The sequence below is a fragment of the Arthrobacter sp. CG_A4 genome, from assembly GCF_035985125.1.
GTDB lineage: Bacteria > Actinomycetota > Actinomycetes > Actinomycetales > Micrococcaceae > Arthrobacter.
The window spans coordinates 1-22273 of the sequence record NZ_JAXCID010000032.1 but is presented as its reverse complement, the minus strand read 5'-3'; the positions used below and the strand labels follow the sequence as shown (position 1 = coordinate 22273).

Here is a 22273-nt window from a genome sequence, read left to right as displayed (position 1 = left end):
CCAGCGGCGCGTAGCACTGCGTGGCGCTGCGCGGCGGCGCCTGGCGCTAACGGGGAACGAGCCGCCACAGGGAAGTGACCTCGGCCGTGCGGGCCTGGAACAGCGGATCGTTGCGGTCGGAAGCCTTCGGATGGGTTGGCCGTGTGTCGAGCCGTTCCAGCACCTCCAGGCCGGCCGAGTCGATGGCGCCCAGCAGCTCATCACGGGTCCGCAGGCCCAGATGCTCGGCGAGATCCGAGAGCACGAGCCAGCCCTCACCGCCCGGCTCCAGATGACTGGAGAGCTCGCTCAGGAAACGGTACAGCATCCGGCTGCCGGGGTCGTAGACGGCATTGTCCAGGGAGGAATGCGGCGTGGCCGGAATCCACGGCGGGTTGCACACGATGAGCGGGGCGCGGCCGGGCGGGAACATGTCGCCCAGCACAGCCTCCGCACGGTCCTGGACGCCGAGATTCCGGAAGTTCTCGGCGGCGCAGGCAATCGCGCGGGGTTCATTGTCCGTCGCCACCACGCGGTGGACGCCGCGGCGGGCCAGAAGGGCGGCGAGCACCCCGGTTCCTGTTCCGACGTCGAACGCCAGCGTGTCAGAGGGCAGCGCAGCGGCGGCCACCAGGTCCACGTACTCGCTGCGGGTGGGGAAGAACGTGCCGTAGTGCGGATGGATGCGGCCCTGCAGCGCGTCGACGAAGACGCCGTTTTTTCGCCACTCGTGGGCACCGATGGCCCCGACGAGCTCATGCAGGGACACCACCGAAGATCCGCCGATCTCCCCGTATGCCTCCACGACGGCGTCCTGGATGTCCGGCGAGCGCCGCAGCGGCACCACCGGGCCCGGATCAAGCGGGATCAGCAGCAGGCCGAGGATGCGCGCGCGGTGCGAGCGGGCCTGGCGATGCCGGTAGAACCCATCGGCCGGGGTGTCAGCGGTCTTCTTCTTCTTCTTCTTCCCGGCGCCCACCCGCCGGTCCATGGCGTTGAGGATCTGCCGCGCATTGTGAAAGTCTCCGTGCCAGAGCATCGCGATGCCCTGGGACGCCATCCGGTTCGCCTCATCGGCCGTAAGCGCGTCGTCGACCACTTCGACGCGCGCGGGCGCGAGCCTTCCGTTCGCCGATCGCCACCGAGCAGTCCTGCTGTGGCCGGCCTCCGCCCAGGTCACGACGGCGGGCCTATCCGCCCCGGCTGCCTGCGGGGGCTGGAGGGCCGGCGTCGGGATGGCCAGGGGGCCTGGCGCGGCGGTAGCGATATGAGTTCCATTCCCAGAGTCCGAGGGGCGGATCGGAGACTGAAGTTTACGGCGGGTTTCCGCGATGCCTGGGATGCGGTCCAAGGTTTCGGCCAACGGTCCGGCGATGAACCGAGCCCGACGAAAAGGCCGATTCTGCCGCTCGATGTACCCTCTCAGGATACAGCTGAGCGATGGTCGTCATCCGCCATCAGGCGTCAGGTCATCCGCTGTCAGGCCAGGACGACTGGCTCTCGGGGCCGGACCGTCCTGTTACTGCGGGATGCGGCTGCGCACGATCTCGCTGACGGCCTTGCCGTCGAAGCGTCCGGCGACCTTTGCCGTGACAGGCTTCATCACGGCACCCAGCTGCCGGATGGTCAGCTCAACACCATCAGCCTTGAGTAGATTGATAACCCCGTCCACGATTGCTTCCACCTCGGCGGCGGTCAGTGCCTGCGGCAGGTACGCCTCGATGATCCGGGCCTCGGCAATTTCCGCTGCCGCCCGGTCCGTCTCCCCGGCCACGACGTAGATGCGGGCGGTGTCGCGGCGCTTGGCGGCTTCCTTCTGAAGCAGCGAGGTGACCTGGGCGTCGTCGAGCACGATCGGCGTCTTACCGGACTTCTCGCGGGTTTCGATTTCGCCCAGCACGTTGCGCACCGTGGTGAGGGCCAGCTTGTTGCGGTCCTTCATGTGGCTGACGACGTCAGCGTGCAGGCGTTCTTTCAGGGTGGTCATGATTCTCCTCGTCTCACTGGACAGGATATCGGCAATGTCCCGCTCCCCCGGCGCGTTGGCCGCCACGTCGACTTCAGTTCGAGCAAGAGCTTGTCTGAGCCGCCGTTGCGGCCGGCCTTGACGAAGCCGAAACGCCCGCAGAGGACCCGGGCCCGGTTCCCGTCCTCGACGCTGAGGCTGATGGCCCGGAGTCCACGCGCGGATCCGTGGGCTATCAGGCCTCCCCCTTGCACAGGGAGTAGGCCATGGTGAGCGGGTCGTGGCCGCTGATGGCCGACCGGGCCGAGCGGACCAAGGCAATCTTCGGTGCCTTGTTCCCCGACCGCGAGGGGTGCTACCCGTGGATCGACGTGCCCGGGTCCAGGGTTGTCGGAGGGAAGGCAGCGGGAGCGATCCCGGCATACGCGAAGAGACGGGACCTTTTGCGGTGCGGTTCGATCGGCCGGGGCAGTCTCGGTCGCCGCCTCGATGTACGGCCCCTTCTAATCCGTCAGGCGATCACACATCGGTCCCGACCGGACTTCTTGGAGGAGTAGAGGGCGAGGTCGGCGTGACCAATCATTTCCTGCGGAGTCGTGGTGTCCCCGGCGGGGCACGCGAAACCGCCAATACTGACAGTGACGCGAATGGGCTGACCGTGCTCGACGAGGTCTGCTTCGGCCACCGCCCGGCGGATTCTCTCACCCATCATTGCGAGATCGTCCGGCCTCGCCCCCGGCAAGACAACCTTGAATTCTTCTCCGCCGAACCGAAACAGCACGTCGCCCTCGCGCAGGACCTTTCGCGCCTCGTGCACTACGTTGCGCAGCACGCGGTCGCCGACCAGATGACCGAAGGCATCGTTGACTGCCTTGAAATGGTCGAGGTCGAGCATGAGCACCCCCAGCGACTCGTGGGATCGCCTGGACCGATCGAATTCCTCCGCCACAGACGGACCAGCCCGAAGCGTCGATTGAGCACGCCCGTCAGCGGGTCCAGGGAAGCCGTCCGTTGCAGTTCCTCGTGGGTGAGCGCGTTGTTCACAGCCACCCCGAGACCCGGAAGCGAAGCGCCTAACACGGCCCTGGCCTCCGGGTCACTGCGCACCGCGAACACCATCACCAAGACCCCGACGGTGACCGTGCCGAACAGAACAGGAAGGGTGGCGCAACCCTGTTCGCCGTGCTGCTCGATCCGGTTCTGAGCGAGGCCGCTTCCGGGCCAGCCTCGCTGGCGACGACGGGCGCCTACGCCTATCCGCTGGGCGACGTGCTGCTGGTGGCGATGATCACCGGCATGGCCTCTGCACCGAAGCTCGGCTTCGGCCCAGGCTGGATGGTGCTCTCCATCGGCCTGTCCACTTACGCCGACACCGACCTGGGTTATGCCCTCCTCTCGCAGCAAGGAACGTACGCCTCCGGGTATGTCCTTGACGTGGGCTGGGCGATCGGCGTCATGCTGGTCGCGTGCTGGGCGGATGGTGCCTCCCGGGTCGAAGTCCGCCTGGCGGCCCCCGCAAGCCAGGTGCTTCCGGTCTCTGTGCCGATGCTCGCCGTCGCTGTCGGGCTTGGCGCGCTCCTGCTCGGCACCCGAATGACCCTATCGACTCCTGCTGTGGTTCTCGCCGCAGCCACGGTCGCGGCGGCGGCGGTTCCGCTCACCTTTCGGGCAGCGGCGGTGGGGATCGCGCTCCGTGTGCGGGCGGCGCTGGCTGCTCCGTTCGCATTGCCGGGCATCGGCCTGCAGACGAGTGCGAGCATCGGCGTCGCGCTTGCACCCGGTCACGGCCGTGACCTCAGCGTGCTGCTGAGCAAGGCGGATATTGCGATGTACAAGGCAAAGGAGTCGCGAAGCGGCCATCACGTGTACACGGTCGGGGACGATGGCCACGGCGATGCCCGGCTGCGCACCCTCGAGGAGCTGCGGCTCGCGCTCAGCGATGACCAGTTACTGCTGCACTATCAGCCCAAGGTCCAGTTCGGATCCGACGAGGTTGCCGGCGTAGAGGCGCTCGTGAGATGGCAGCACCCCGTGCGTGGCCTTGTGTACCCGGACTCGTTTCTGCCTCTGGTCGAGGATGCCGGGCTGATGCACGAGCTGACCCGGGTCGTGCTGACGAAGGCCCTCGATCAGGCGCTCGTCTGGCAGGAGCGGGGCCACCCGCTCACGATCGCGGTAAACCTGTCGGTGAGTTCCCTCGTCGACACGGACCTGCCCACCCGGATCGCCGCGATGATCGCGAATCGCGGCCTACCGGCGTCCGTGTTGATGTTGGAAATTACCGAGAGCTTCTTCATGACCGATCGGGCGCGGGCGCTGGATATCCTCACCCGCTTGCGGGATGCCGGGATCCAAATCTCGATCGACGATTTCGGAACCGGGTACAGTTCCCTGGCATATCTGCGGGACTTGCCGATCGATGAGCTCAAGCTGGACCGCTCATTCGTGCTGCCGATGGCCGAGGACACACGCGCGGCCGCGCTCGTGGCGTCGACGATCGATTTGGCACACAAGCTGGATTGCGGATTGTCGCGGAGGGAGTCGAGGACAAGGCCGCGCTGACCGAACTCGCCAGCTATGGCTGCGATTCCGCGCAGGGCTTCTTCCTCTCCCGGCCGGTCACCGCCGACCAATTCGACACCTGGCTAGCTACCCGCACCGCCGCCGTGGCGGCCACCTGAGCGCCGTCCTCACCCGTCAGATTTCAACCAAGTGCCGCCTCGTCGACCGGCTGCAGCGGGCGGACCTCGCACTACGCGAGAGCTGCGTTCTGACCGGCATGATCGGTCTCGCGGTAAGCCATGACGCCTTGCACAGCAATCCAATCCGGGATGTGGGCCCATCAAGCTCGCCACCAAGAGCGGCAAGGCCCTGTCAATCAAAGACGTCCAGCAACTCCGAACAGTCATCCGCAACTTACAGGAAAACCCCAGCCACCAGGACGGCCTCGCGCCACAGATCTGTCCGACACCGGATACACCACCACGCTGACCAACAGTTGTAGGGCAGCATCCTCGACGCCGCCGGAAATCCACTCCAAGCCACGGCCTGGAGCTTCACCACCGGCCCGTGATGCACAAGCAGCAGAGTTGACCTGGTCATGGTCTATTCCTGCTCGACGATCCTTCACGCCCGCCACCGGTCTGTCCCACCAGAAAATGGGCGAGCCGGCAGGGTCTACAGCGAGCTCGTCATGTCTTGGCTGTGGATCGTGGCCTCTGCGGCTTGCGCTCTGACTTTGACCGGATCCCATGGCATGGCTCATTGCGGCCGCAAAGCGTAGCCATGCCACGTCGCCGCGGCGGGTGACAGGGCCGGGAAATCACGTCGGGGTGTCGCCGCGAATGCCAGCACGGTTGCCGAGAACTCCAGGACGTCGGTTGCTGCACGGTGGCTATGTCCGCTGTTGTTCTCCTGGTATAGCCAGGCCCGCCCGCCGCGCTGGCGGATGCCGTCCACAAACTCGATTGCGGCGCTGTTGTCGACGCGTTCGTCCTTGCCCATGACGCAGCACAGGAGCGGGGGCAGGTGCGCGGCCGTCTCCATTCGGGCCAACAGGTGCAGGGGTGAGTAGGCGGCGCGGACGGTGTCCGGGCATTCACCGTCGGCGCCGAATTCGTGGTGCCATTGCGGCCCCAGACCGTGCCGGTCCAGATGGACGGTGTCCAGCACCGGGGCCACCGCGATGACTGCCCCGAAGGTTGCCGGGGCCATGAGCGCCGACGTGGCCACCACGAGTCCGCCGTGCGAGGCACCCACGGCCACGAGAATTTCAGGCTTGGTCCACCCCTGCTGGGCGAGGGAGTTGGCAGCGTCGATGAGGTCCAGCATGGTGCGCTGCTTGTTGACGCCGCGGCCGGCCTCGTGCCAGGCCTTTCCCAGTTCGCCGCCGCCGCGCAGTTGGGCCGCCACGTAGATGCCGCCGCTTTCCAGCCATGCGGGCACGCTGGGCTCAGGCTCTGTGCGGTGGCTGACGCCGAACCCGCCGTAGCAGCTCAGGATGAGCGGCCGTGGCCGCAGCGGCCTGTTGCGGGCGTCCAGGTCCTGGGCCCTAGCCGAGATGAGCAGCGGGATGTCGACGCCGTCGCTCGCCGTCGCGAGAAGGCGCAGGTGGACAAAACGGGCGCCGGCCGGTTCTCGGACCGTGCCATGTGGGCCGGCCACGTGCGGCGGCAATGGGATGCTGACCACCCCTGACGGCCGTTCGGGCGAGGCCGTCTCGACCCACAATGCGGCACCACCGGAGTGGCGCGTCACTGCCAGCGCCGCAAGTTGTTCCGCAGCGGAGAGCTTTAGGAGCGGGCGGCCAGCCAGGGTGAGCCGTGTGCCGCCGTCGTGCTCCACGGCAAGCACTGTGCCTCCGGGGGCCTCCGCAGCGGCAAGGATCCGGCCATGCGGAGGAACAGGGTTTACCGGCGGGTCCGCGTCCAGCCTCTGCCATTCGGTGCCATTCAGCTCCCAGAGGCGGACGCCGGCACCGGGTGTCCGAGCCAGCAATTGCAGCCTGCCGCCGCGGCTGCGCAGGGACAGACGGTGCCCGGCAATGCCCGAGCGTTCGGAGGTGAGTTCGGCGGGAAAGTCGAGCGCTTCAGGCCCGACGGCGTCCGGGACGTCGGGTCTTGCTCCGGCCCCGAAGGCCGGAACCGGGCAGCGGAGAATTCCTTGCAACGGCGGTTTCCCAGTCAGCACAAATACGGATGATTCAGTGGCGGCCCAGACCGGTTCCCCATGCCAGCCATGCACGCCCGGAACCGGTATAGGCTGCGCGTCGGGGGCGAGCAGCCACAACTGTGCGAGTTCACTGTGCGGCGGACTCAGGAGGGCGGCGATCCTGTGACCGTCGGGAGACAGCGAGAAGCCGCGGACCACGGTGTTCGGCGGTGCCGGGATCCTGGTGCCGAGGGGCGTCTGGCCGCCTGCGCCCGTCTGCACGTCCCAGGCCTCCCTCAACTGCGCTTCCGGGACCGTGTACAGAGCAGCGAAATCGTCGGCGGGCCCGCGCCACAAGTGGACCGCGATACTGCCGGCGATTTGCGGGATTCCTTGTCTGGGGGTTTTGTCCCAGTGCTGGAGCCGATTCCGGAAGTACCGGTGCAGCCCGGCACCGGGGAGCATCCCGGGATCTGGTGAATTCACCGCCATGCTCACCGTCCCACCGTGTCTTCGGGAGCGGCCTGTGTGGACGACAACCACCCGAGGTGCCCGCCGTCCCGCAGCGGTGTGTCCGCGGCAATGGTCCGCAGCGGTGACCCTGGCTGGGCCGTATCCACCAGGTGCAGTTCGCCGTGCCCGCCCCGGGTCACCGCGACGAGCTCCGACGACGGCGAGGCCGCCACGGCCCGCCGGTCGGCGCTGTCCCACGGCTCACGGCCCGGCCGGGGAGCTTGATCCATGTCAGGGAGGACCCAGCGGCCACGTTCTGTCAGGGAGCCGAGTTCCAGAACAGTGAGGTCGTCGCCATCGGGATGGACCCTCGCGACGGCGGCCCCGGTGGCGGTCAGGGCGAACCGGAAAATCAGGCCATCGCCCACGGCTGCGGTGCGCGTCAGCCCGGAGTCGACGTCGTGGATCCAGAGCGCATTGCGCCAGGAGTCCCACTCCCGCGGGTAGTCTCCGCCCTCGCGCAGCACCGCCACGAGGATGCGGCGCCGTGGGCAGAAGCGCAGGAAATAGGCCCGCCCGGGCGCCGTCCACGGCAGCGTTTCGAGCACTTCCGGACTTTGTTTGCGGACATCAAAGCGCTCCATGCCGCGGTCCGTTGCCACGAACATGGTCCCTGTGGCGGGGTCGTAGGCGTCTCCGTGACCGTCGTCAGAGATCCTGCCCATCACCTCACCTCGCAGTTGGGGGCAGTGCACGCCCTCGTTCAGGATCCGCTCGAGCGACAGGGACTCGATGCCGCCCGGTTCCCGGTGGCGGAGGACCGCACGGGGCCCGTCGGGCGTTTCCGACACCACGACTCCGGGCTCGCCTGCGCGGGTGCGGACGCGGCGCGAGCGCGGGCCACCGCCGGCGGCCAGATCCACCACGGTGAGCAGATCGCTCCAGGGTTCCCATGACTGGCCGAGACCCGTTGTCACCGCGATGTAGCGCCCGGCGGGGTCGCAGGCAAGGTGCTCGCCAGGGATGGCAACGGAGATCCGGTGCTGGACAGGATGCCCGGAAGGATCAGAGCCTCCGAAAGGAGTGCCTGTGTCGAAGGGATTCGCGATGATCACGGTTCCGCCGGCATCGTCCACAAACGCGCACCGCCCGCCGCCTAAGGGCAGGATCCCGGCGTGTTCGGCGAGAACCACGTCCTCGATCCGCCCCACCCCGGCCCCGGACACGGTGTCAAGGAACTGGACCGTTCCGGCCTTCTGATCTGCAACGACAAGAATTTCGCGTGGCATGGCACCTCTCCAACAACAATTTGAGAATGATTCTCATTAACTATAGTGTGGCGGTGTTGCCACAACGGCAGCGATCAAACACCGATTGAAAAGGAGACCACCCATGGAGAACACCAAGGTCCTGGTTGAAGTTGAAGAGACCGAGCAGCTGGCACACCTGTCGGCAACACACTCGAACGCCCTGGTCGAAAACCCGTTCGACTAGTCACTAAGCCAGGGGGCGGGCGCGCCGGCGTGCCCGCCCCCTTAGTCCGCCCGCATTCACCGCACCCCCGGAAAGGGAGCCAATGCACAGCCAGATAATCGACGCTTTCGACGTCAACGGACGCACCACGGTCCGTTCAGGGGACGGTGTTTTCCTGCGCGTACCGCTGTCCACTACCGGCGCTACGGCGGACGTGGAACTTACAGGTGGACTGGCCGGGCGGGTGCGTGCAGAACTGGCCGAACGCCGGGAGGCCAGGATCCGCCCCCGCCTCGGGCGCGAAAGCATCGGAATCCTGGCCCCCGAGTCCTGGCGGCAGGAGCTGGCAGAGGCCCTCAGCGGCCGTGCCGCCACGGTCATGGAAAGCGCCAACAACATTCCGTTGTCGGCCGGCCTCGTGCTCCACATCCCCGGATCACCGCAGGATCGCGGCACACTTGACCATCTCCCCGCCGCCGGCACCGCAGTCCTGCGCTGCTACCGCGAGGGGGAACTGTTTTTCGTCGACCCGCTGGCCATGGGACCGCGGGATCCCACCGGGACACAAGTCCTCCGCCGCCGGCTCGCAGCCTCACCAGCTGCTTCCGAACTCCGCGCGTGGCTGGACGCCTCCCCGGCCGCCGCCGCCGGCCCCGCGGGCATCCCGGCCGCCGCGATGACGATTCTGACGGCCCGGCTCCTGACCACCATCGCGGCCTGGCAGCAGGACGCCCCTGCCCTGTCATCGCTCCGACGAACGCTCTGGAGGCTCGACACTGCAACACTCGCGGCCAGCGACCACCCCGTGCTGGCGTTCCCTGAGCCCGCACCGCTCCCGGTACCCCTCCCATGACAGGGGGCTCATGGCCCGGGTACCTTGAATTCCCGCTGGAAGACGGGGTAATTCTCGCCGCCGACAGTTACCACAGCTCCAAGCGCGGCCGGACCCAGGGGACCATCCTGATCCGCACTCCATATGGCCGCGGACAATACGGGGCGCAGGCCGGCGCCTGGCAGCGCGCAGGCTACGACGTCGTGGTCCAGGACGTCCGGGGCCGCTACGGTTCCACCGGCGAATGGCACCCCTACGCCCGCGAAGGCCACGACGGTGCCGCCACCGCCGCATCACTGGCCCGGGCCGGGCTGCTCCGCGGACCTCTTGTACTGGCCGGTGCCTCATACGATGCACACTGCGCCCTGGAAGCTGCCCGCACACTCGAAACCAGCGGCTCGGCCATCCGGGCAGCGGCCGTGGTGGCCATGGTCCCGGCGCTGGGCCTTTTCGAAACCGCCAGAGACCCTGACGGCACGCCCCGGTTCGGCGACAGGATTGGCTGGTGGCACATGCATGGCTTCGGCCGTGAATCAGCCCCGCCGCTGGCACCCGCCGAACTGGGGCGCCGCTGCCGCATCGCGGCGAAACAGGGTCCGGAACAGCTCGTCCACGACGCGGAATACGGTCCCGGTGCCCGGGCGGCCTGGGCACGGCTGTGGTCCGCCCCCCGCACGGATCTCAAAGCTCGCTACGGCAGGAGGAACACGCCGCTGCTGCTCGTTTCCGGCCAGAACGACTTCTTTGCCGCCGAGGCACTCGCCATGGCAGACGCATGGTCGGGCGGCATGACGGGTCTGCTGTGGGGGCCGTGGGGCCACCGTCTCGCAGGCGATCTCGACGCCGGGACCGCAGCCGAGCTCCGCGCTGACGGCGGCCTCATGGCACGCATCCAGGACTTCCTCGCCTCGATCCGGAACGGAACGCCAGCCACGGAGAGCCTGGAGTTTAGCCTGGCGCCTGAGACCGGCTATGCCTGGCTCCCGGCCGAGCGGGACGGTCTCCTCCGCCGGGCATCCACATCCGCCGCCCCGCACCGGGTGCCCCACGAGACCCAGTCCGTCCCTGCCCCAGTCCTGCTACCCCGCGGAGAACCATGACCACAACAGCCGAAGGGCTCGGCCTGCTCCCCCTGCACACCCTGGTGGACGAACAGACCGGGATCATCCGTCGGGTGCGCCCGGTCCTCACGCCGGACAACGCGCCGCCCGCTTACACCTCCATGACAGCCGAGGTCTCAAACGCGCGCTGGCTCGGCGACTGGCCGGCCGACCGCGTCTCCCTGGGAACCACCTTCGGCGACAGCCGGCAGGCCTGGATTGCCGCCGTCGCCGAGGGAATGGAGCGCTACTGCGGCAACTTCATCCCGGCAGAGACCGGGGACGGCACGCACTTCACCGGGACAGCGCACGAACTGCGCACCGCCGGGCACACCGCCGTTCCGCTCGACGAACTGCCGCGCTTCGCCCCCTGGCAGCTCGCGCGCAAGGGCTTCCCGTACCGGAACCTCGACGACGACACCGAGGCCCTCTGGGCATCCTGCACCCGCGAATCCGACCAGGCCGAGCTGTGGTTCCCGGCCAGCCTGGTCTACCTGAACTGGCGGCAACAGCGCTTCCGCGGTCTGCCGCGCCTGCACCACCTCAACTACGCGGGCATCGCCACCGGCCAGGGCCGCCAGGACGCGACAGACCGGGCTGTGCTGGAAACCGTGGAACGCGACGCCCTGGAACTGTGGTGGCACCTGGACGGCCCTACCCGCGGCATCCGGCCCGAAAGCGTGCCCGGGCTGGCCAAGGCCATGGCAGGCTGCCGGCTGCAGTACTGGGTGGTGGAAATGCCCAGCGAGTTCGCGCCGTGCATGGCGGCTCTGGTGTTCGACCCGGAGACCGGCCTGTACGCTGCCGGCTTCTCCTGCAAGAACGACCCCGCCGAGGCCGCCCGCAAGGCCGTACTGGAGGCCGTGCACACCTGGATCTACACCCAAGGAGCCACAGCCGCAGACGGCTGGGTCTTCCAGGCGGTGGAGGCCGGTCTGATGGCCCGCGGCCTGTACCTGGAGCACCGCGAGGACCGCCGCTACCTGGACGACGCCGGCGAACAGTTCGAGGCCGTCCGCGACCTGGGCGCCCACGTGCAGCTCTGGCTGGACCCGCGGCTGCACGGCATGGCCGGGCGCTTCAACGAACCCGCCGGGGGAACCGTCGAGCTCGGCGCCGTGGAACACGTAGGCATGCCCGAGGTCTATCGGAGGCTCGAGGCGGCAGGCCACAGCGTCTACACCCGCGAGCTGACCACGCCCGACGTCGCTCTGACCGGACTCAGCGTGGTGCGCGCAGTGGTGGGCGGTCTCGTTCCGAACGCGCCCGCCGCCTTCACCTATCTCGGCTGCACGCGCTTCGCCGACGCCGCTCTCAGCCGCGGCTGGCGCACCATACCGCCGGTCGGGCCGGGGGACTTCACCCTCGCCCCACCGCCGCACATGTAGTCCGCCGTGATCATCAACGGAGCTTGTCCCAACAGTGGGACGGCGTTTGCCGGCATCTTCGCCAGTGCCTGGTCCGGGGAGGAACCTGGGCCCATGGACCACCCGGGCCCCCGGCAAAACAGCTGGGCCGGACCGAGCCATTGGGGCGTCCCGCTTGGCGATGACCGTGTTCTTGGACGCGGGCCCAGACGGGTCCCGGCGCTGGCGATGCTCCGCGCCCTCTGGTGGAGCGGTCAGTTCCATGCCGATCCTGCCACCGGCCTGCCGGGGACCATCCGGCAGCGCGCGGTCCCCTCGGCAGGGGCCTGCTATCCCGTTCAGCTCCATGTGCTGTGCGGGGCCGGCTGCGATGTCCCGCCCGGCGCCTACGCCTTCGACGCCGACCGCGGCCTGCTGGTGCGCCGGGGCGACACCGGCATGGCAGGCAGTGCTGCGGGAGGCACCACTGGCACAGCGACGGGCGCCGTCGTCGTGTTCACCGCACTGCCGCAGCGCACTGCCGCGAAGTACCACCACCGCGCGTGGCCGCTGGCCCTCGCCGACACGGCCTATGCCGTGGCGGCGCTGGTCCACCACGCCGCAGCCCTGGGGATCGAGGCGGAGTGGCCGCCCGGCGGCCCGGAGCACCTGGCCGCGGCGCTTGGGCTGCCGGACTACTCAGCGTGGCAGGCCCGCTGGCCCGACACCGCACCCGAGCTTGCACTGGCAGCCGTCGCGCTCGGCGCCGCAGGGACACTACCCACCCTCGAACACCTGGCCGCGGGCGCCGGCGCAGCACCATCGCGCTGCGCCGACCGCCGGCCGCGCAGCCTCGCCCCCGCGGCCCACTGGATCGGGGACTACCGCCCCGGTTTATCCGGCGGAAGTCTGCCGTTCCACGGCTTTCCGGGGGTGACGGCCAGTCAGCTCGCGCGGCGGCGGAGCGCCGCCGTCGGGCGCCCTTCGTCCGCCACGGGGATCCCGGCGCGGGAACTGGCCGGGTTACTGCTGGAACAGGCGCTGGCAACTCTTCCGCTCAAGAAACCCGCATCCTGCAGGGTCCTTCCGCTGGACGACGCTCTACTGCAGGACCCGCTGCTCGCCGATCAGTGCGCGGGCCAGCAGTGGATCCGGAACCTGGACGGCATGCTGCTGTTCCAGACATCCGCGCCGCCGGACCCCACGGGGATGTGGTGGGCCGCCTCACTCTCCGCCCACATCCTCTACACCGCTCTCGCGGCCGACGCTCCGCTGCATTTCCGCCCCATCGGCGGCTGGACCGGCACACAGGACGGCTGGACCACCCTGCACGGACTCGGATTCACCGCCGGCACCCCACCAGAAAGGACCCCACATGCTGGTCAATAGCAGACTCCTGGCCATGACCGGCGGTCACCGGGGCAGGCTCGCCGCGGTCACGGCCGTACTGTGCACCATCACCGCGAGCTACTGGCTCCAGGCCTGGTTCCTGGCACAGGCCCTCGGCGGACTGGTGCACTCGATCCGCAGCGCGGAGCCCGGTTTGCAGCCGGGCGTTGCGCCGTACCTCGCCGGGGTGCTCGCGTGCGGCCTGGGGCGCCTTGCCCTGCAGCAGCTCCACAGCCGCCTGGCGAGTTCCCTGGGGGCCGCCGTCCGGCTGGACCTGCGACGCAGCCTGGCCCGAGAGCTGCTGCGGCCGGAGCGGTTGAGCGACACCTCCGAACGCGGCGGCGCGCGGCGGCTGGCGCTCAGCGAAGGCGTGGACGGCGTGGACAGCTACATCACCCAGTACATCCCGCACGCCTTCCAACTCCAGCTCCTGTGCCCGCTGCTGCTGGCCGGCCTGGCCTGGCTGAACCCGCTGCTCGCCGGGGCACTGGCCATGGCCGTGATCCTCGCGGTGGGCGCTCCCCGGCTCTGGGGCAAGCTGCTGGCCAACCGCGGGAAGCAGCACTGGGACTCCTATGAGGCACTCAGCGCCGACTTCCTCGAAGCTCTCCAGGGCATGCGGACCCTGAAGATCCTGGACGCCGTACCGCGCGTCCGAAAGAAGCTGAAGGGCCGCTCGGATCAGTTGCACCGCGCCACCGTCGCCACCATGCGCACGTCACTGGCAGACACCGCGCTGGCGGACTTCGGCATCCAGGCAGGGCTGCTGGCAGCCGCCGCGCTCACCGCACTGGCCGCCGTCGGGGCCGGGCCGCTGCCTGCCGTGCCGGACCCGGGCCTGACGTATTTCGCCCTGCTGCTGTCCTCGGAGGTGTTCCGTCCCGTCCGCGACCTCGCCCGGCAATGGCATTCCGGGTATTTGGGTCTGTCGGCGCTCGGCAGCATCGACGCAGCAGGCGGTCCAACCACAGACGACCGCGACGGCGCGGACGCGATTAAGCGCGAGGAAGCGGCCGCCGTCGCGGTTCCGGCCACCCACCGTCCCGAGACGCTCATCCTTGACTCTCTCTTCTTCCGCTTCGCCGACGATGCCGACTGGGTCCTCCGCGACGCCTCGGCGCGGATCCGACGGGGCGGCATCACCGCCCTGGCCGGGGTTTCGGGCGCCGGAAAGAGCACACTGTTCGACATCATCCTGGGCTTCCTGGAGGCCGAGGGGAACCGGATGCTGGACGGACGGGCCCTGCAGCCAGACGACGTCGGCGTGGTCTCCCAGCGCAGCTACCTGTTTCCCGGCAGCATCCGGGCCAACCTGCTGGCCGTGGCACCGCATGCCACGGACAGTGACCTCCTTCAGTCGCTGGGTCAGGCGGGGCTGGGCCACGAGCTGAGTACCTGGCCCGAGGGCCTGGACACCGTCCTCGGCGAAGCCGGCGGGTCTGTGTCCGGCGGCCAACTCCAACGGCTCGCCATCGCCCGCGCCCTGCTGGCCGATCGGCCCGTGCTGCTCCTCGATGAACCCACCTCGGCGCTGAACGCCGGTCTTGCCGCCGAAGTCATGGACGGGCTGCGCGAACAGGCCCGGGAAAAGATCGTCCTCATGATCGCCCACCGCCCCGAGGTCTTGGCCGCTGCGGACACCGTGCTCCGGCTCGAGGGCGGCGTCTTGCGCGAAGCAATCCCCGGGGACCCGGCATCCCCCGGAAACCTGCTCGAAGGAGCCCCACAGTGAACACCACAGCCCCGATTTTTCTACGAAGGTCACCTCTTCTTGCCCTGGTTCCGCACATGGCCGACGAGTGGGCAGGCGTGGCCTGGACCGCCGTCGTCGGCATCCTGAACAACCTGGCGCTGATCGCGCTGGCCGTCATCGGATCGTATGTGGTGGCGCTGGCTGTGGTCCTGGGAGAGGTCGCCCAGCCGGGATGGTGGCTCGGCGGTGCCGTGGCTGTGCTGCTGCGAGCCGTTCTGACCTGGCACGAGATGGACCTCTCGCACAGCATTGCCTACCGGATCCTGGCGGCGCTGCGGATGGCGTTGTTCGATGGCTTTTCCCGGGGCGTGCCGGCCCGGAAACGCGGACAGCACACCGGCAAGCTCGCCGCGACTGCCATGGGCGACGTCGAAAAGCTGGAGTTTTTCTATGCGCACACCGTGGCCCAGCTGGCGGGCGCAGCCCTGCTCCTACTTGGCGGCTTCGCCGTGCTGCTGGCCGTCGGACCCGCCCTGGCCTGGGCGCTCCTGCTGGGGGTCACAGCGTTGGTCACAGTCACGATCCCCGGCCTGCGGAAAGGATCCGTCCTGGGTGCCCGGGTGCAGCAGGCCAAGTCCGAACTGTCCGTCCTGGCCGTGGACCTGCTGGCGGGTACGCGCGAGATCCTCGGATTCGGGCTGCAGGAACATGCACAGCGCCAGCTAGCGGACCGCACCCGGGCCGTGGACGATGTGCAGCGGCGGCTCAATGCGGTACTCGCGCTGGCGGGCTCGCTCCGTGAGCTGTGCGTTCTCGGGACCGTGGTGGCCGTGTTCCTGGCCGCTGCGTCCCAGCCCGCGCTGGATCCTGTCTGGCTTCCTGCCCTTGTGGCCGGCACCCTGACCCTGCTGGCACCCGTGGCCGAAGGAGTGGCCACCGTGACCCAACTGCAGCCGCACCGCGCCAGCGCCCAGCGAGTCATGGAAGGGATCAGTCTGCCGTCCGAGACCCCCGTCGCGGGCACAGCGGCAACCCTCGAAGCGGACGGTCCCCTGGGCGTTCAGGTGCAGGACGTGGCGTTCACGTACGACGGCGGCGCGGCAGCATTGCGCCCCGTCTCCCTGTCCGTGGCACCCGGGGAACACCTGGGGATCAGCGGCCGGTCGGGGGCAGGGAAGTCGACCTTGGCCCGGCTTCTGCTGCGGCTGTGGGCACCCGATGCCGGAAGCATCTCCCTGGTCTCCCGTGCCGGGCAGGCCGTGGACGCCTGGGCCGTGAACGAATCCGTCTTCCGGCGCTGCGTGACGCTTGTGGAGCAGGACGCCCGCGTCTTCCACGGCACCGTTCTGGAGAACATGCGCCTGGCCCTGCCGGACGCACAGGAGGCGGAGGTGCTCGCGGCGCTGCACCGGGCAGGGCTGCCATTGCTGGGTGAACGCTGGGCCGAAGGCGTCCACACGGTGATCGGCGAAGAGGGCATGAGCCTGTCCGGCGGGGAACGGGCGCGCTTCTGCCTGGCCCGGGCGCTGCTGCTCCAGCCCAAGGTGCTGGTGTTGGATGAAACCACGGCAAGCCTGGACGCGGCATCGGAGCAAGCACTGATGGAAGCCGTGGCCGGGCTGTCCGGTTTGACTACAGTGGTCACGATCTCGCACCGGGAATCCACCCTGGCGGCATGCGACCGCCGGCTGGTGCTGGGCGACTAACTGCAACCAGCAGGAAACGCCCGCCACTGCATGCAGTGACGGGACTCCGGCGTGCGCGTGGGCCCCGTCACTGCCGGATCTCAGTGTTCGTCGTAGTGGCCTTCGTGTTCGGCGTGCTTGTGGCCGTCGTGAACGTAGTCCACATGGTCGCCGTGCTGGACCGCTTCGTGCGTGCAGTCCGGGCCGCCGTGCTGGTGCTCGGCGAGGGTATGTTCTGCCTTGACTTCCTCGGTCATGATGTTCTCCTTCGCGGGCGCCGGAGCGAGAGCGGCGCCTAGCTTTCCTGGCTGTGAGCGATGGCGTCTTGGATGACACGGGCCACATGGTCATCGGTCAGGGCGTAGATGGTTTCGCGCCCTGACTTTGTCGCTGTGACCAGATTGATCCCCCTGAGCAGGCGCAGGTGCTGGGAGACCAAGGGTTGGGACAACTGTGTTGCCCCAACCAGGGCACTCACGGACGAGGGCGCGTCGGCAAGCGCGGACAGGATGAGAAGGCGCGAAGTCGCGGAGAGAGCCTTGAACAACTCTGCCGCCCCCGAGAGGGATTTCTCGCCAGCCATCACATAGAGATATAAGCACGCTCTTATGTGTTTGACAATGGCTTTCCGCGTAATCGCCCGGGAACTGAAGAGCCTCGGCCGGAATTATCCGGCCGAGGCTCTTCGTCAGGCTCTCCTGCTGTTGGACGCTTAGAAAGCGTCCGGGTGCAGCGCCTTGGCGATCTGCTCCACGGCGCGGATATTGCCCCAGGTGCCGGGCATGACGTCGTCGGAATCGATGGCCACCATCCGGCTGTTCTTCACCGCTGCCATCTCGGGGAACTTCTCCCGCAGGAACGCTCGGGTGGCATCCTCGTGAGCCTTGTCCAAGGTGGTGAAAACGATGACCTCCGGGTCCTTTTGAACCAGCGTTTCCGGGGAGATGACGGCCGAGAAGAACTTGGCGAACGCCGGGTCCGAAGGGCTGAAGACGTTCTTGCCGCCCGCGGTCTTGATCATGTCGTACTCAATGCCGGCGCCGATCGCGGCCATCGTATTGCCCTCCACAAACAGCTCCACGACGCTCGGCTGCTCCTTTCCTGCCACGGCTTTCTCCACACGGGACAACGCCTCCGCGGCTTCCCCGCGGACAGCTGTGGCCTGCTCTCCGGCGCCGAACACGGCCCCGATGTTCTCGATGTCCGTCAGCAGGTCCTTCACCTCTGCGCTGCTGCGCCGCTCCATGCATCCGGCGGTGGCGATGTACGATTCTGCGCCGGCCTGCTTAAGCTGCTCAATGCTGGCGAAACCCTGCTCCGCGGTGAACTCATATCCCGTGGGCGCGTAGACGAAGTCCGGGCTTACGCCCAGCAGGACTTCCCTCGACGGCGGCATCTGATCGCTCAGTTGCTTGACCTCGCCGCTGGCCTTCAGCTCCGGCACAAGTTCGCCGCCCTTCGTCTGGGCTTCGGCCACTACCTTGTCGGCCAGGCCCAGTTTGACCATGAGCTCCGACTGCCCCGGGGTCATGGACACGGCACGCTGCGGCACAGTCCCGAAGGACAGGGTGCGTCCGCAATTCTGGATGGTCGCTGCGTCCTTGCCGGGCAGCTCGGCGGCCGCGGTGGACGTAACAGCCTGGCCACAGCCTGCCAGCAGGGTGCTGCCCAGGGTTAGAGAGCCGAGCAGTGCCGCGGTTTTGCGCGGGATGATGAGTTTATTCATGGATTGCCTCCGGTGTTGGTGGTTCAGCGTTGGTGGGTTCAGCGGGATGCGGCGGAAGGGGCCGCGGAAATCTTCGACGGCGGTGCCACGGCGATCAGCGCCCGTCCGGTCAGGGGGTGGACGAGTTTCCTGGAGTCCACCCCGAAGGTGCTCCGGATGAGGCCTTCGTCCAGGACGTCGTCGGGCCGACCGAACGCCTGCAGCCGGCCTGCCTTCAGCACGGCCACGTGGTCACAGAACTCGGCCGCCAGGTTAATGTCGTGGAGCGCCGCCAGAACGGTCAGGCCTCGTCCGCTCACCAGCTGCATGAGCTCGAGCTGGAAGGAGATGTCCAGATGGTTGGTGGGTTCATCGAGCACCAGCACAGGCGATTCCTGCACCAGCGCCCGGGCCAGCAGGATACGTTGCTTCTCCCCGCCGGAAAGCCCCGCAAAGTAGCGATGCCCCAGGGCGGAGGCCCCGACGTCGTGCAGTGCTTCCTTCACCAGCCCGAGGTCCCGGGCCGAGTCGGCGCCAAAGCCGCGCTGGTGCGGCACCCGGCCGAGCATCACCACCTCACGGGCTGTCATCGGGAATTCCTGGCTGGATTCCTGTGCCATCACGGCGATGCGCAGGGCCGCGTCCCGGGCACTGAGCCGCCGGACGTCATCGCCGTCCACCCGCACGGTCCCGGCGGAAGGCTTGTTGACCCGGTACAGGGTGCGCAGGAGCGTTGATTTACCGCAGCCGTTCGGGCCAAGGAGGCCCAGGACCGAGCCGGTCGGGACGTCCAGGCTGACGTGATGGACGATCGGTGTACCGCCAAGGGAGACACTGACATCGTCGAAGGTGACCTTCACCGGTTTACCCCTGCCCGGTTCGCTCCGCTGCCGCGCATCAGCCAGAGGAAAAACGGAGCCCCGACGGCGGCCGTCAGGATGCCGATGGGGATCTCGGCCGGCTGAGCCACCGTACGGGCGAGCAGATCCGCGAGCATCAGGAACAGGGCTCCGCCGAAGATGGTGACCGGCAGCATCCGCCGGTGGTCCGAACCGACTGCCATCCGCGCGGCGTGCGGGACCACCAGGCCCACAAAGCCGATCCCGCCGCACACGGCCACGGTGGTCGCGGTCAGCAGGGCCGTGGCGAGCAGCAGTGTCCGGCGCATCGCCTGGACGTTGACACCCAGGGCCGTCGCGGTCTCGTCCCCGGCCAGCAGCGCATTCAGTGCGCGGGATCGCAGCATGGCGTAAACAGAGACGGCGAGCAGGCTGAGTCCGGGCAGCAGCAACTGAGGGTAGGTGGCCGCGGAGACGCTGCCGAGCAGGAAGAAGAGGACGCTGTACACGTTCTGAGCATCAGTGGTGATAGTCAGAAAGTTCGTGACGGCGGAGAGCAGCGAACCGAGCGCCACACCTGCCAGGATCAAGCGGGAGGGGGCGATGACCCCGCCCTGCTTCGCGAGCAGGTAGACCAGGACCGTGGCGATGGCCGCCCCGGCGAAAGCGGCAGCATTGAGGCCGATGCCCGCGACAGCGGTGGAGCCGGCAACAATCGCCAGCACCGCGCCGACGCCAGCTCCGGCCGAAACGCCCAGGATGTAGGGCTCAGCGAGTGGGTTCCGTACGTTCGCCTGTAACAGAGCGCCGGCCAGCGCCAGGCTGGCCCCGGCGGTTCCGGCCAGCAGCGCCCGGGGAAGCCGGAAGTTCCACACGGCCTGGTCCTGCGCCACGGACACAGAGCCGTCCACCATCCACGGCATCCCGGGGACGAGGTGCCCGGTCACAATCTGCCAGGACTCCCCCATAGTCGTCTTCAGCGGTCCCGTGCTGCCGGAAACCACCAGGACAAGCACGACGCCGATCAGCAGTGCGGGAACCAGGCAGCGTTCCAGAAAACGTGGTTTCCCCAAGAGCTGCAGCCCCGCCGGGCCAGGCGTGGAGTGGGCAGGAGGTGTTCGAGAGGCAAGTTCGGAGGCATTGGGAGATCCAGTCACGCCCTGCATCGTATCCCAAATGAGAATCACTTGCATTTAGACTTTCGGTGTCCGCGATACCGACACCGTTGATCCTGTTATCCGACCGGCGCCGGCGGCGTCCAGGCATTCACCCTCGGCGTCGAAGAGGTGGAACTGGCGCTGCATTGCTAATGCGAACAATTCTCATTATGGTGGGGGTATGCATCTAACCGTTGTCAGCTCTCTCGACGTCTTATGCCGCCAACAGGCTTGCGAGGCCCTGGCCGCCGAGCACCCTGCGGCCGTCGCTGTTCTCCACGACCTCCTGGAAAACGGTGTGGTCATCCGCCGTGTCTTCGGCCGGCCCGGGCCGGTCGAGCGGGAAGAAACCCTCCTGGAACACGGCTGCCTGAGCTGCACGGTGCGCCTGGACGTGGTTCCCACCATCGACCGGCTGCTGGCCCTGGGCGAGGACCACATCATCATCGGCCTCCCGCCGGCGGTCCCCGCGTCAACGGCCGTCAACGCCCTGAAGCGCGGACTCTCGCACCGGTTCACCATCGATTCAGTCGTGCTGGCCTGTGCACCGGATGCCCTCGAGGACCACATCTGGGACCACCACACCGTGTTTGAGTCCGGGTTCACCGCCGTCCCCGATGATCAGAGGACCCCCGGAGAATTCCTGATTGGCGAACTCGCGTTCAGCGACACTGTCCTTCTGGCCGACCCCGACCTGGTTCCGGTGGATCCGCGCGGGCGCGCCCGCGGCGTGCAACTGCTTGGGCAACTGGCCCCGCACGCCGTCATCACCGGGAATGCCTCCGACATCCGCCCGGGCCGGCACGACTACGCGGAGGCAACGGCCAGGTCAATTCCCGGCGCTGTGCGGGTCCCCGCCGGGCCGTCCGCTTCCCCGTTCAGCACCGTCACCCGGCGGGTCGAGCGTCCGCTCCATCCCGAGCGGTTCCGCCACGCACTCGCCACCTTGGCGCAGGGATGCTGTTGGCTCCGAGGCCGGCTGTGGATAGCGGCGGCCCCTGAATGCCGGATCGCCGTCCAGGGCATCGGACCGCGCGTCTGGCTGGAGAACACCGGGCCATGGCTGACCGGGCAAACGCCCCGTCCCGCGGCGGACCGGACGAACGCCGCCGGCGCGCGACTGGACGGGCGCCCTGACGCCATGGACCGCGGGACCGTCCTCGCGGTCACCGGCGAAGACATCGACGCGGCCGAGATCACCCGGCTGCTCGCAGACTGCGAACTTACCGACGCGGAAATAGCTGCCGGCTTTGCCGGCCTGCACGACCCGTTCGGCCTCACCACAACCCACTAAACCAAACAAAGGAGCAACACATGAAAGTACGGAACTCGCTGCGCGCCCTGAAGAACATGCCGGGAGCACAGGTGGTCCGCCGCCGCGGCAGAACCTTCGTCATTAACAAGAAAAACCCCCGCATGAAAGCCCGCCAGGGCTGACCGTCCACGGCCGTCAATCGGCAGGAAGCCCCCATGACACCGTTGACTGGCGGCCCGGCCTGAACCCGAGCCCGAAGCCGACCTCGAACACGTGAACACTGGATTCTCCGCCTGGAATGTCAACCGGAACTCGACCCGACGAACGCGTCCTCAACTGGACAGAAAAGGTGTCTGCCATGCAACGCAAGAAGGTCACGCCGACTACCGGTCCTGGAGCCGACGGTCCCCTCATTGCGCTGTGTGAAGGCCACCGATGCGATGCGCTCCACCGGCTCGCCGATGGTCAACATGGTGCTGATCGGTTGCGGTCGACAATCACGACCAGTCGAGGCGCGGTACTCGTCTCCGCCCAATGCCTGGGCGCTTGCGCCAGCGGGGCTGTCGCTGCGGTGGCCCGTCGCGACGGAGCTACAGGAGTGACCGGACCGTCCGTATGGTTGGGCGGCGTGGATCAGCCAGCGGTCCTCGATGTTCTCCTAGGTGCGTGGGTCGGTAGCGGTTCGCCGGTTCCGCAGGTTTGCGTCGTGACGGCGCGGAGGCCGGGTCTCCTTTCTGGAAGGGGGCCCGGC

Annotated in this window: 19 protein-coding genes and 1 pseudogene; 10 read left to right on the top strand and 10 right to left on the bottom strand. The window is 68.1% G+C overall.

Going from position 1 to position 22273, the window contains the following annotated elements; all coding sequences use genetic code 11:
• Nucleotides 1-46: 46 nt before the first annotated feature.
• The 3 genes from RCH07_RS13600 to RCH07_RS13590 all read right to left on the bottom strand — a co-directional run bounded on the left by RCH07_RS13600 (nucleotide 47) and on the right by RCH07_RS13590 (nucleotide 2894).
• Nucleotides 47-1159, bottom strand: a complete 1113-nt coding sequence (locus RCH07_RS13600; protein ID WP_326968011.1) for a class I SAM-dependent methyltransferase — start codon at nucleotides 1157-1159, stop codon at nucleotides 47-49.
• Between the two features lie 339 nt (nucleotides 1160-1498).
• Complete coding sequence (locus RCH07_RS13595) at nucleotides 1499-1966, bottom strand: GatB/YqeY domain-containing protein (protein WP_326968010.1); 468 nt, start codon at nucleotides 1964-1966, stop codon at nucleotides 1499-1501.
• Between the two features lie 490 nt (nucleotides 1967-2456).
• Complete coding sequence (locus RCH07_RS13590; RefSeq protein ID WP_326968009.1) at nucleotides 2457-2894, bottom strand: GGDEF domain-containing protein; 438 nt, start codon at nucleotides 2892-2894, stop codon at nucleotides 2457-2459.
• Between the two features lie 335 nt (nucleotides 2895-3229).
• Between RCH07_RS13590 and RCH07_RS13585 the strand changes: the two are divergent.
• Nucleotides 3230-4626 (top strand): annotated as a pseudogene (locus tag RCH07_RS13585) (putative bifunctional diguanylate cyclase/phosphodiesterase).
• 580 nt (nucleotides 4627-5206) lie between these two features.
• Here RCH07_RS13585 and RCH07_RS13575 read toward each other — a convergent pair.
• Together RCH07_RS13575 and RCH07_RS13570 are read right to left on the bottom strand one after the other, a co-directional pair.
• Nucleotides 5207-7087 (bottom strand): prolyl oligopeptidase family serine peptidase, encoded by a 1881-nt coding sequence (locus RCH07_RS13575; protein ID WP_326968006.1) that lies wholly within the window; start codon nucleotides 7085-7087, stop codon nucleotides 5207-5209.
• A gap of 2 nt (nucleotides 7088-7089) precedes the next feature.
• Complete coding sequence (locus tag RCH07_RS13570) at nucleotides 7090-8337, bottom strand: hypothetical protein (RefSeq protein WP_326968005.1); 1248 nt, start codon at nucleotides 8335-8337, stop codon at nucleotides 7090-7092.
• 103 nt (nucleotides 8338-8440) lie between these two features.
• Here RCH07_RS13570 and amiA point away from each other — a divergent pair, with 103 nt between their 5' ends.
• From amiA to RCH07_RS13535, 7 genes are all read left to right on the top strand, one after another.
• Nucleotides 8441-8542 carry a streptamidine family RiPP gene (gene amiA, locus RCH07_RS13565; RefSeq protein WP_326968004.1) on the top strand — a complete coding sequence of 34 codons (102 nt, stop codon included), beginning with the start codon at nucleotides 8441-8443 and terminating at the stop codon, nucleotides 8540-8542.
• A gap of 82 nt (nucleotides 8543-8624) precedes the next feature.
• Nucleotides 8625-9374 carry a hypothetical protein gene (locus RCH07_RS13560; protein ID WP_326968003.1) on the top strand — a complete coding sequence of 250 codons (750 nt, stop codon included), beginning with the start codon at nucleotides 8625-8627 and terminating at the stop codon, nucleotides 9372-9374.
• The gene (locus RCH07_RS13555) at nucleotides 9371-10453 is read left to right on the top strand and encodes a CocE/NonD family hydrolase (protein ID WP_326968002.1); all 1083 of its coding nucleotides are present in this window, start codon (nucleotides 9371-9373) and stop codon (nucleotides 10451-10453) included. Before RCH07_RS13560 ends, RCH07_RS13555 begins: the two co-directional genes overlap by 4 nt.
• Nucleotides 10450-11841: a YcaO-like family protein gene (locus RCH07_RS13550; RefSeq protein WP_326968001.1), complete on the top strand. Its 1392-nt coding sequence runs from the start codon at nucleotides 10450-10452 to the stop codon at nucleotides 11839-11841. Before RCH07_RS13555 ends, RCH07_RS13550 begins: the two co-directional genes overlap by 4 nt.
• Before the next feature lie 93 nt (nucleotides 11842-11934).
• On the top strand, nucleotides 11935-13188 hold the full coding sequence (locus RCH07_RS13545; protein WP_326968000.1) for a hypothetical protein: 1254 nt from the start codon (nucleotides 11935-11937) through the stop codon (nucleotides 13186-13188).
• Entirely contained in the window at nucleotides 13175-14920 is a 1746-nt protein-coding gene (locus RCH07_RS13540; RefSeq protein WP_326967999.1) for an ABC transporter ATP-binding protein/permease, read from the top strand. The genes RCH07_RS13545 and RCH07_RS13540 overlap by 14 nt, the downstream gene beginning before the upstream one ends.
• Nucleotides 14917-16587 (top strand): amino acid ABC transporter ATP-binding/permease protein, encoded by a 1671-nt coding sequence (locus RCH07_RS13535; protein WP_326967998.1) that lies wholly within the window; start codon nucleotides 14917-14919, stop codon nucleotides 16585-16587. The genes RCH07_RS13540 and RCH07_RS13535 overlap by 4 nt, the downstream gene beginning before the upstream one ends.
• Nucleotides 16588-16667: 80 nt before the next feature.
• Here the strand turns inward: RCH07_RS13535 and RCH07_RS13530 are convergent, their stop codons facing one another.
• The 5 genes from RCH07_RS13530 to RCH07_RS13510 form a co-directional block, all read right to left on the bottom strand.
• A complete protein-coding gene (locus tag RCH07_RS13530; protein ID WP_326967997.1) occupies nucleotides 16668-16823 on the bottom strand; it encodes a zinc transporter permease in 156 nt (51 codons plus the stop codon).
• Between the two features lie 38 nt (nucleotides 16824-16861).
• Entirely contained in the window at nucleotides 16862-17149 is a 288-nt protein-coding gene (locus RCH07_RS13525) for an ArsR/SmtB family transcription factor (protein ID WP_326967996.1), read from the bottom strand.
• A gap of 129 nt (nucleotides 17150-17278) precedes the next feature.
• A complete protein-coding gene (locus tag RCH07_RS13520; protein ID WP_326967995.1) occupies nucleotides 17279-18292 on the bottom strand; it encodes an ABC transporter substrate-binding protein in 1014 nt (337 codons plus the stop codon).
• A 38-nt stretch (nucleotides 18293-18330) separates the two neighbouring features.
• Entirely contained in the window at nucleotides 18331-19131 is an 801-nt protein-coding gene (locus RCH07_RS13515) for an ABC transporter ATP-binding protein (protein WP_326967994.1), read from the bottom strand.
• Entirely contained in the window at nucleotides 19128-20267 is a 1140-nt protein-coding gene (locus RCH07_RS13510) for a FecCD family ABC transporter permease (RefSeq protein ID WP_326967993.1), read from the bottom strand. The genes RCH07_RS13515 and RCH07_RS13510 overlap by 4 nt, the downstream gene beginning before the upstream one ends.
• Before the next feature lie 181 nt (nucleotides 20268-20448).
• On the opposite strand from RCH07_RS13510, the gene RCH07_RS13505 reads away from it, so the two are divergent.
• Both RCH07_RS13505 and ykgO read left to right on the top strand, forming a co-directional pair.
• On the top strand, nucleotides 20449-21561 hold the full coding sequence (locus RCH07_RS13505; RefSeq protein ID WP_326967992.1) for a GTP-binding protein: 1113 nt from the start codon (nucleotides 20449-20451) through the stop codon (nucleotides 21559-21561).
• A gap of 20 nt (nucleotides 21562-21581) precedes the next feature.
• Nucleotides 21582-21704: a type B 50S ribosomal protein L36 gene (gene ykgO, locus RCH07_RS13500; protein WP_283536582.1), complete on the top strand. Its 123-nt coding sequence runs from the start codon at nucleotides 21582-21584 to the stop codon at nucleotides 21702-21704.
• The last annotated feature ends 569 nt before the right edge of the window (nucleotides 21705-22273 follow it).

Coding starts and splice junctions, on each gene's coding strand:
- RCH07_RS13595 (WP_326968010.1), bottom strand. CDS start 1,966: ATGACCACCCTGAAAGAACGCCTGCACGCTGACGTCGTCAGCCACATG.
- RCH07_RS13575 (WP_326968006.1), bottom strand. CDS start 7,087: ATGGCGGTGAATTCACCAGATCCCGGGATGCTCCCCGGTGCCGGGCTG.
- RCH07_RS13570 (WP_326968005.1), bottom strand. CDS start 8,337: ATGCCACGCGAAATTCTTGTCGTTGCAGATCAGAAGGCCGGAACGGTC.
- amiA (WP_326968004.1), top strand. CDS start 8,441: ATGGAGAACACCAAGGTCCTGGTTGAAGTTGAAGAGACCGAGCAGCTG.
- RCH07_RS13560 (WP_326968003.1), top strand. CDS start 8,625: ATGCACAGCCAGATAATCGACGCTTTCGACGTCAACGGACGCACCACG.
- RCH07_RS13555 (WP_326968002.1), top strand. CDS start 9,371: ATGACAGGGGGCTCATGGCCCGGGTACCTTGAATTCCCGCTGGAAGAC.
- RCH07_RS13550 (WP_326968001.1), top strand. CDS start 10,450: ATGACCACAACAGCCGAAGGGCTCGGCCTGCTCCCCCTGCACACCCTG.
- RCH07_RS13545 (WP_326968000.1), top strand. CDS start 11,935: ATGGACCACCCGGGCCCCCGGCAAAACAGCTGGGCCGGACCGAGCCAT.
- RCH07_RS13540 (WP_326967999.1), top strand. CDS start 13,175: ATGCTGGTCAATAGCAGACTCCTGGCCATGACCGGCGGTCACCGGGGC.
- RCH07_RS13530 (WP_326967997.1), bottom strand. CDS start 16,823: ATGACCGAGGAAGTCAAGGCAGAACATACCCTCGCCGAGCACCAGCAC.
- RCH07_RS13525 (WP_326967996.1), bottom strand. CDS start 17,149: ATGGCTGGCGAGAAATCCCTCTCGGGGGCGGCAGAGTTGTTCAAGGCT.
- RCH07_RS13520 (WP_326967995.1), bottom strand. CDS start 18,292: ATGAATAAACTCATCATCCCGCGCAAAACCGCGGCACTGCTCGGCTCT.
- RCH07_RS13505 (WP_326967992.1), top strand. CDS start 20,449: ATGCATCTAACCGTTGTCAGCTCTCTCGACGTCTTATGCCGCCAACAG.
- ykgO (WP_283536582.1), top strand. CDS start 21,582: ATGAAAGTACGGAACTCGCTGCGCGCCCTGAAGAACATGCCGGGAGCA.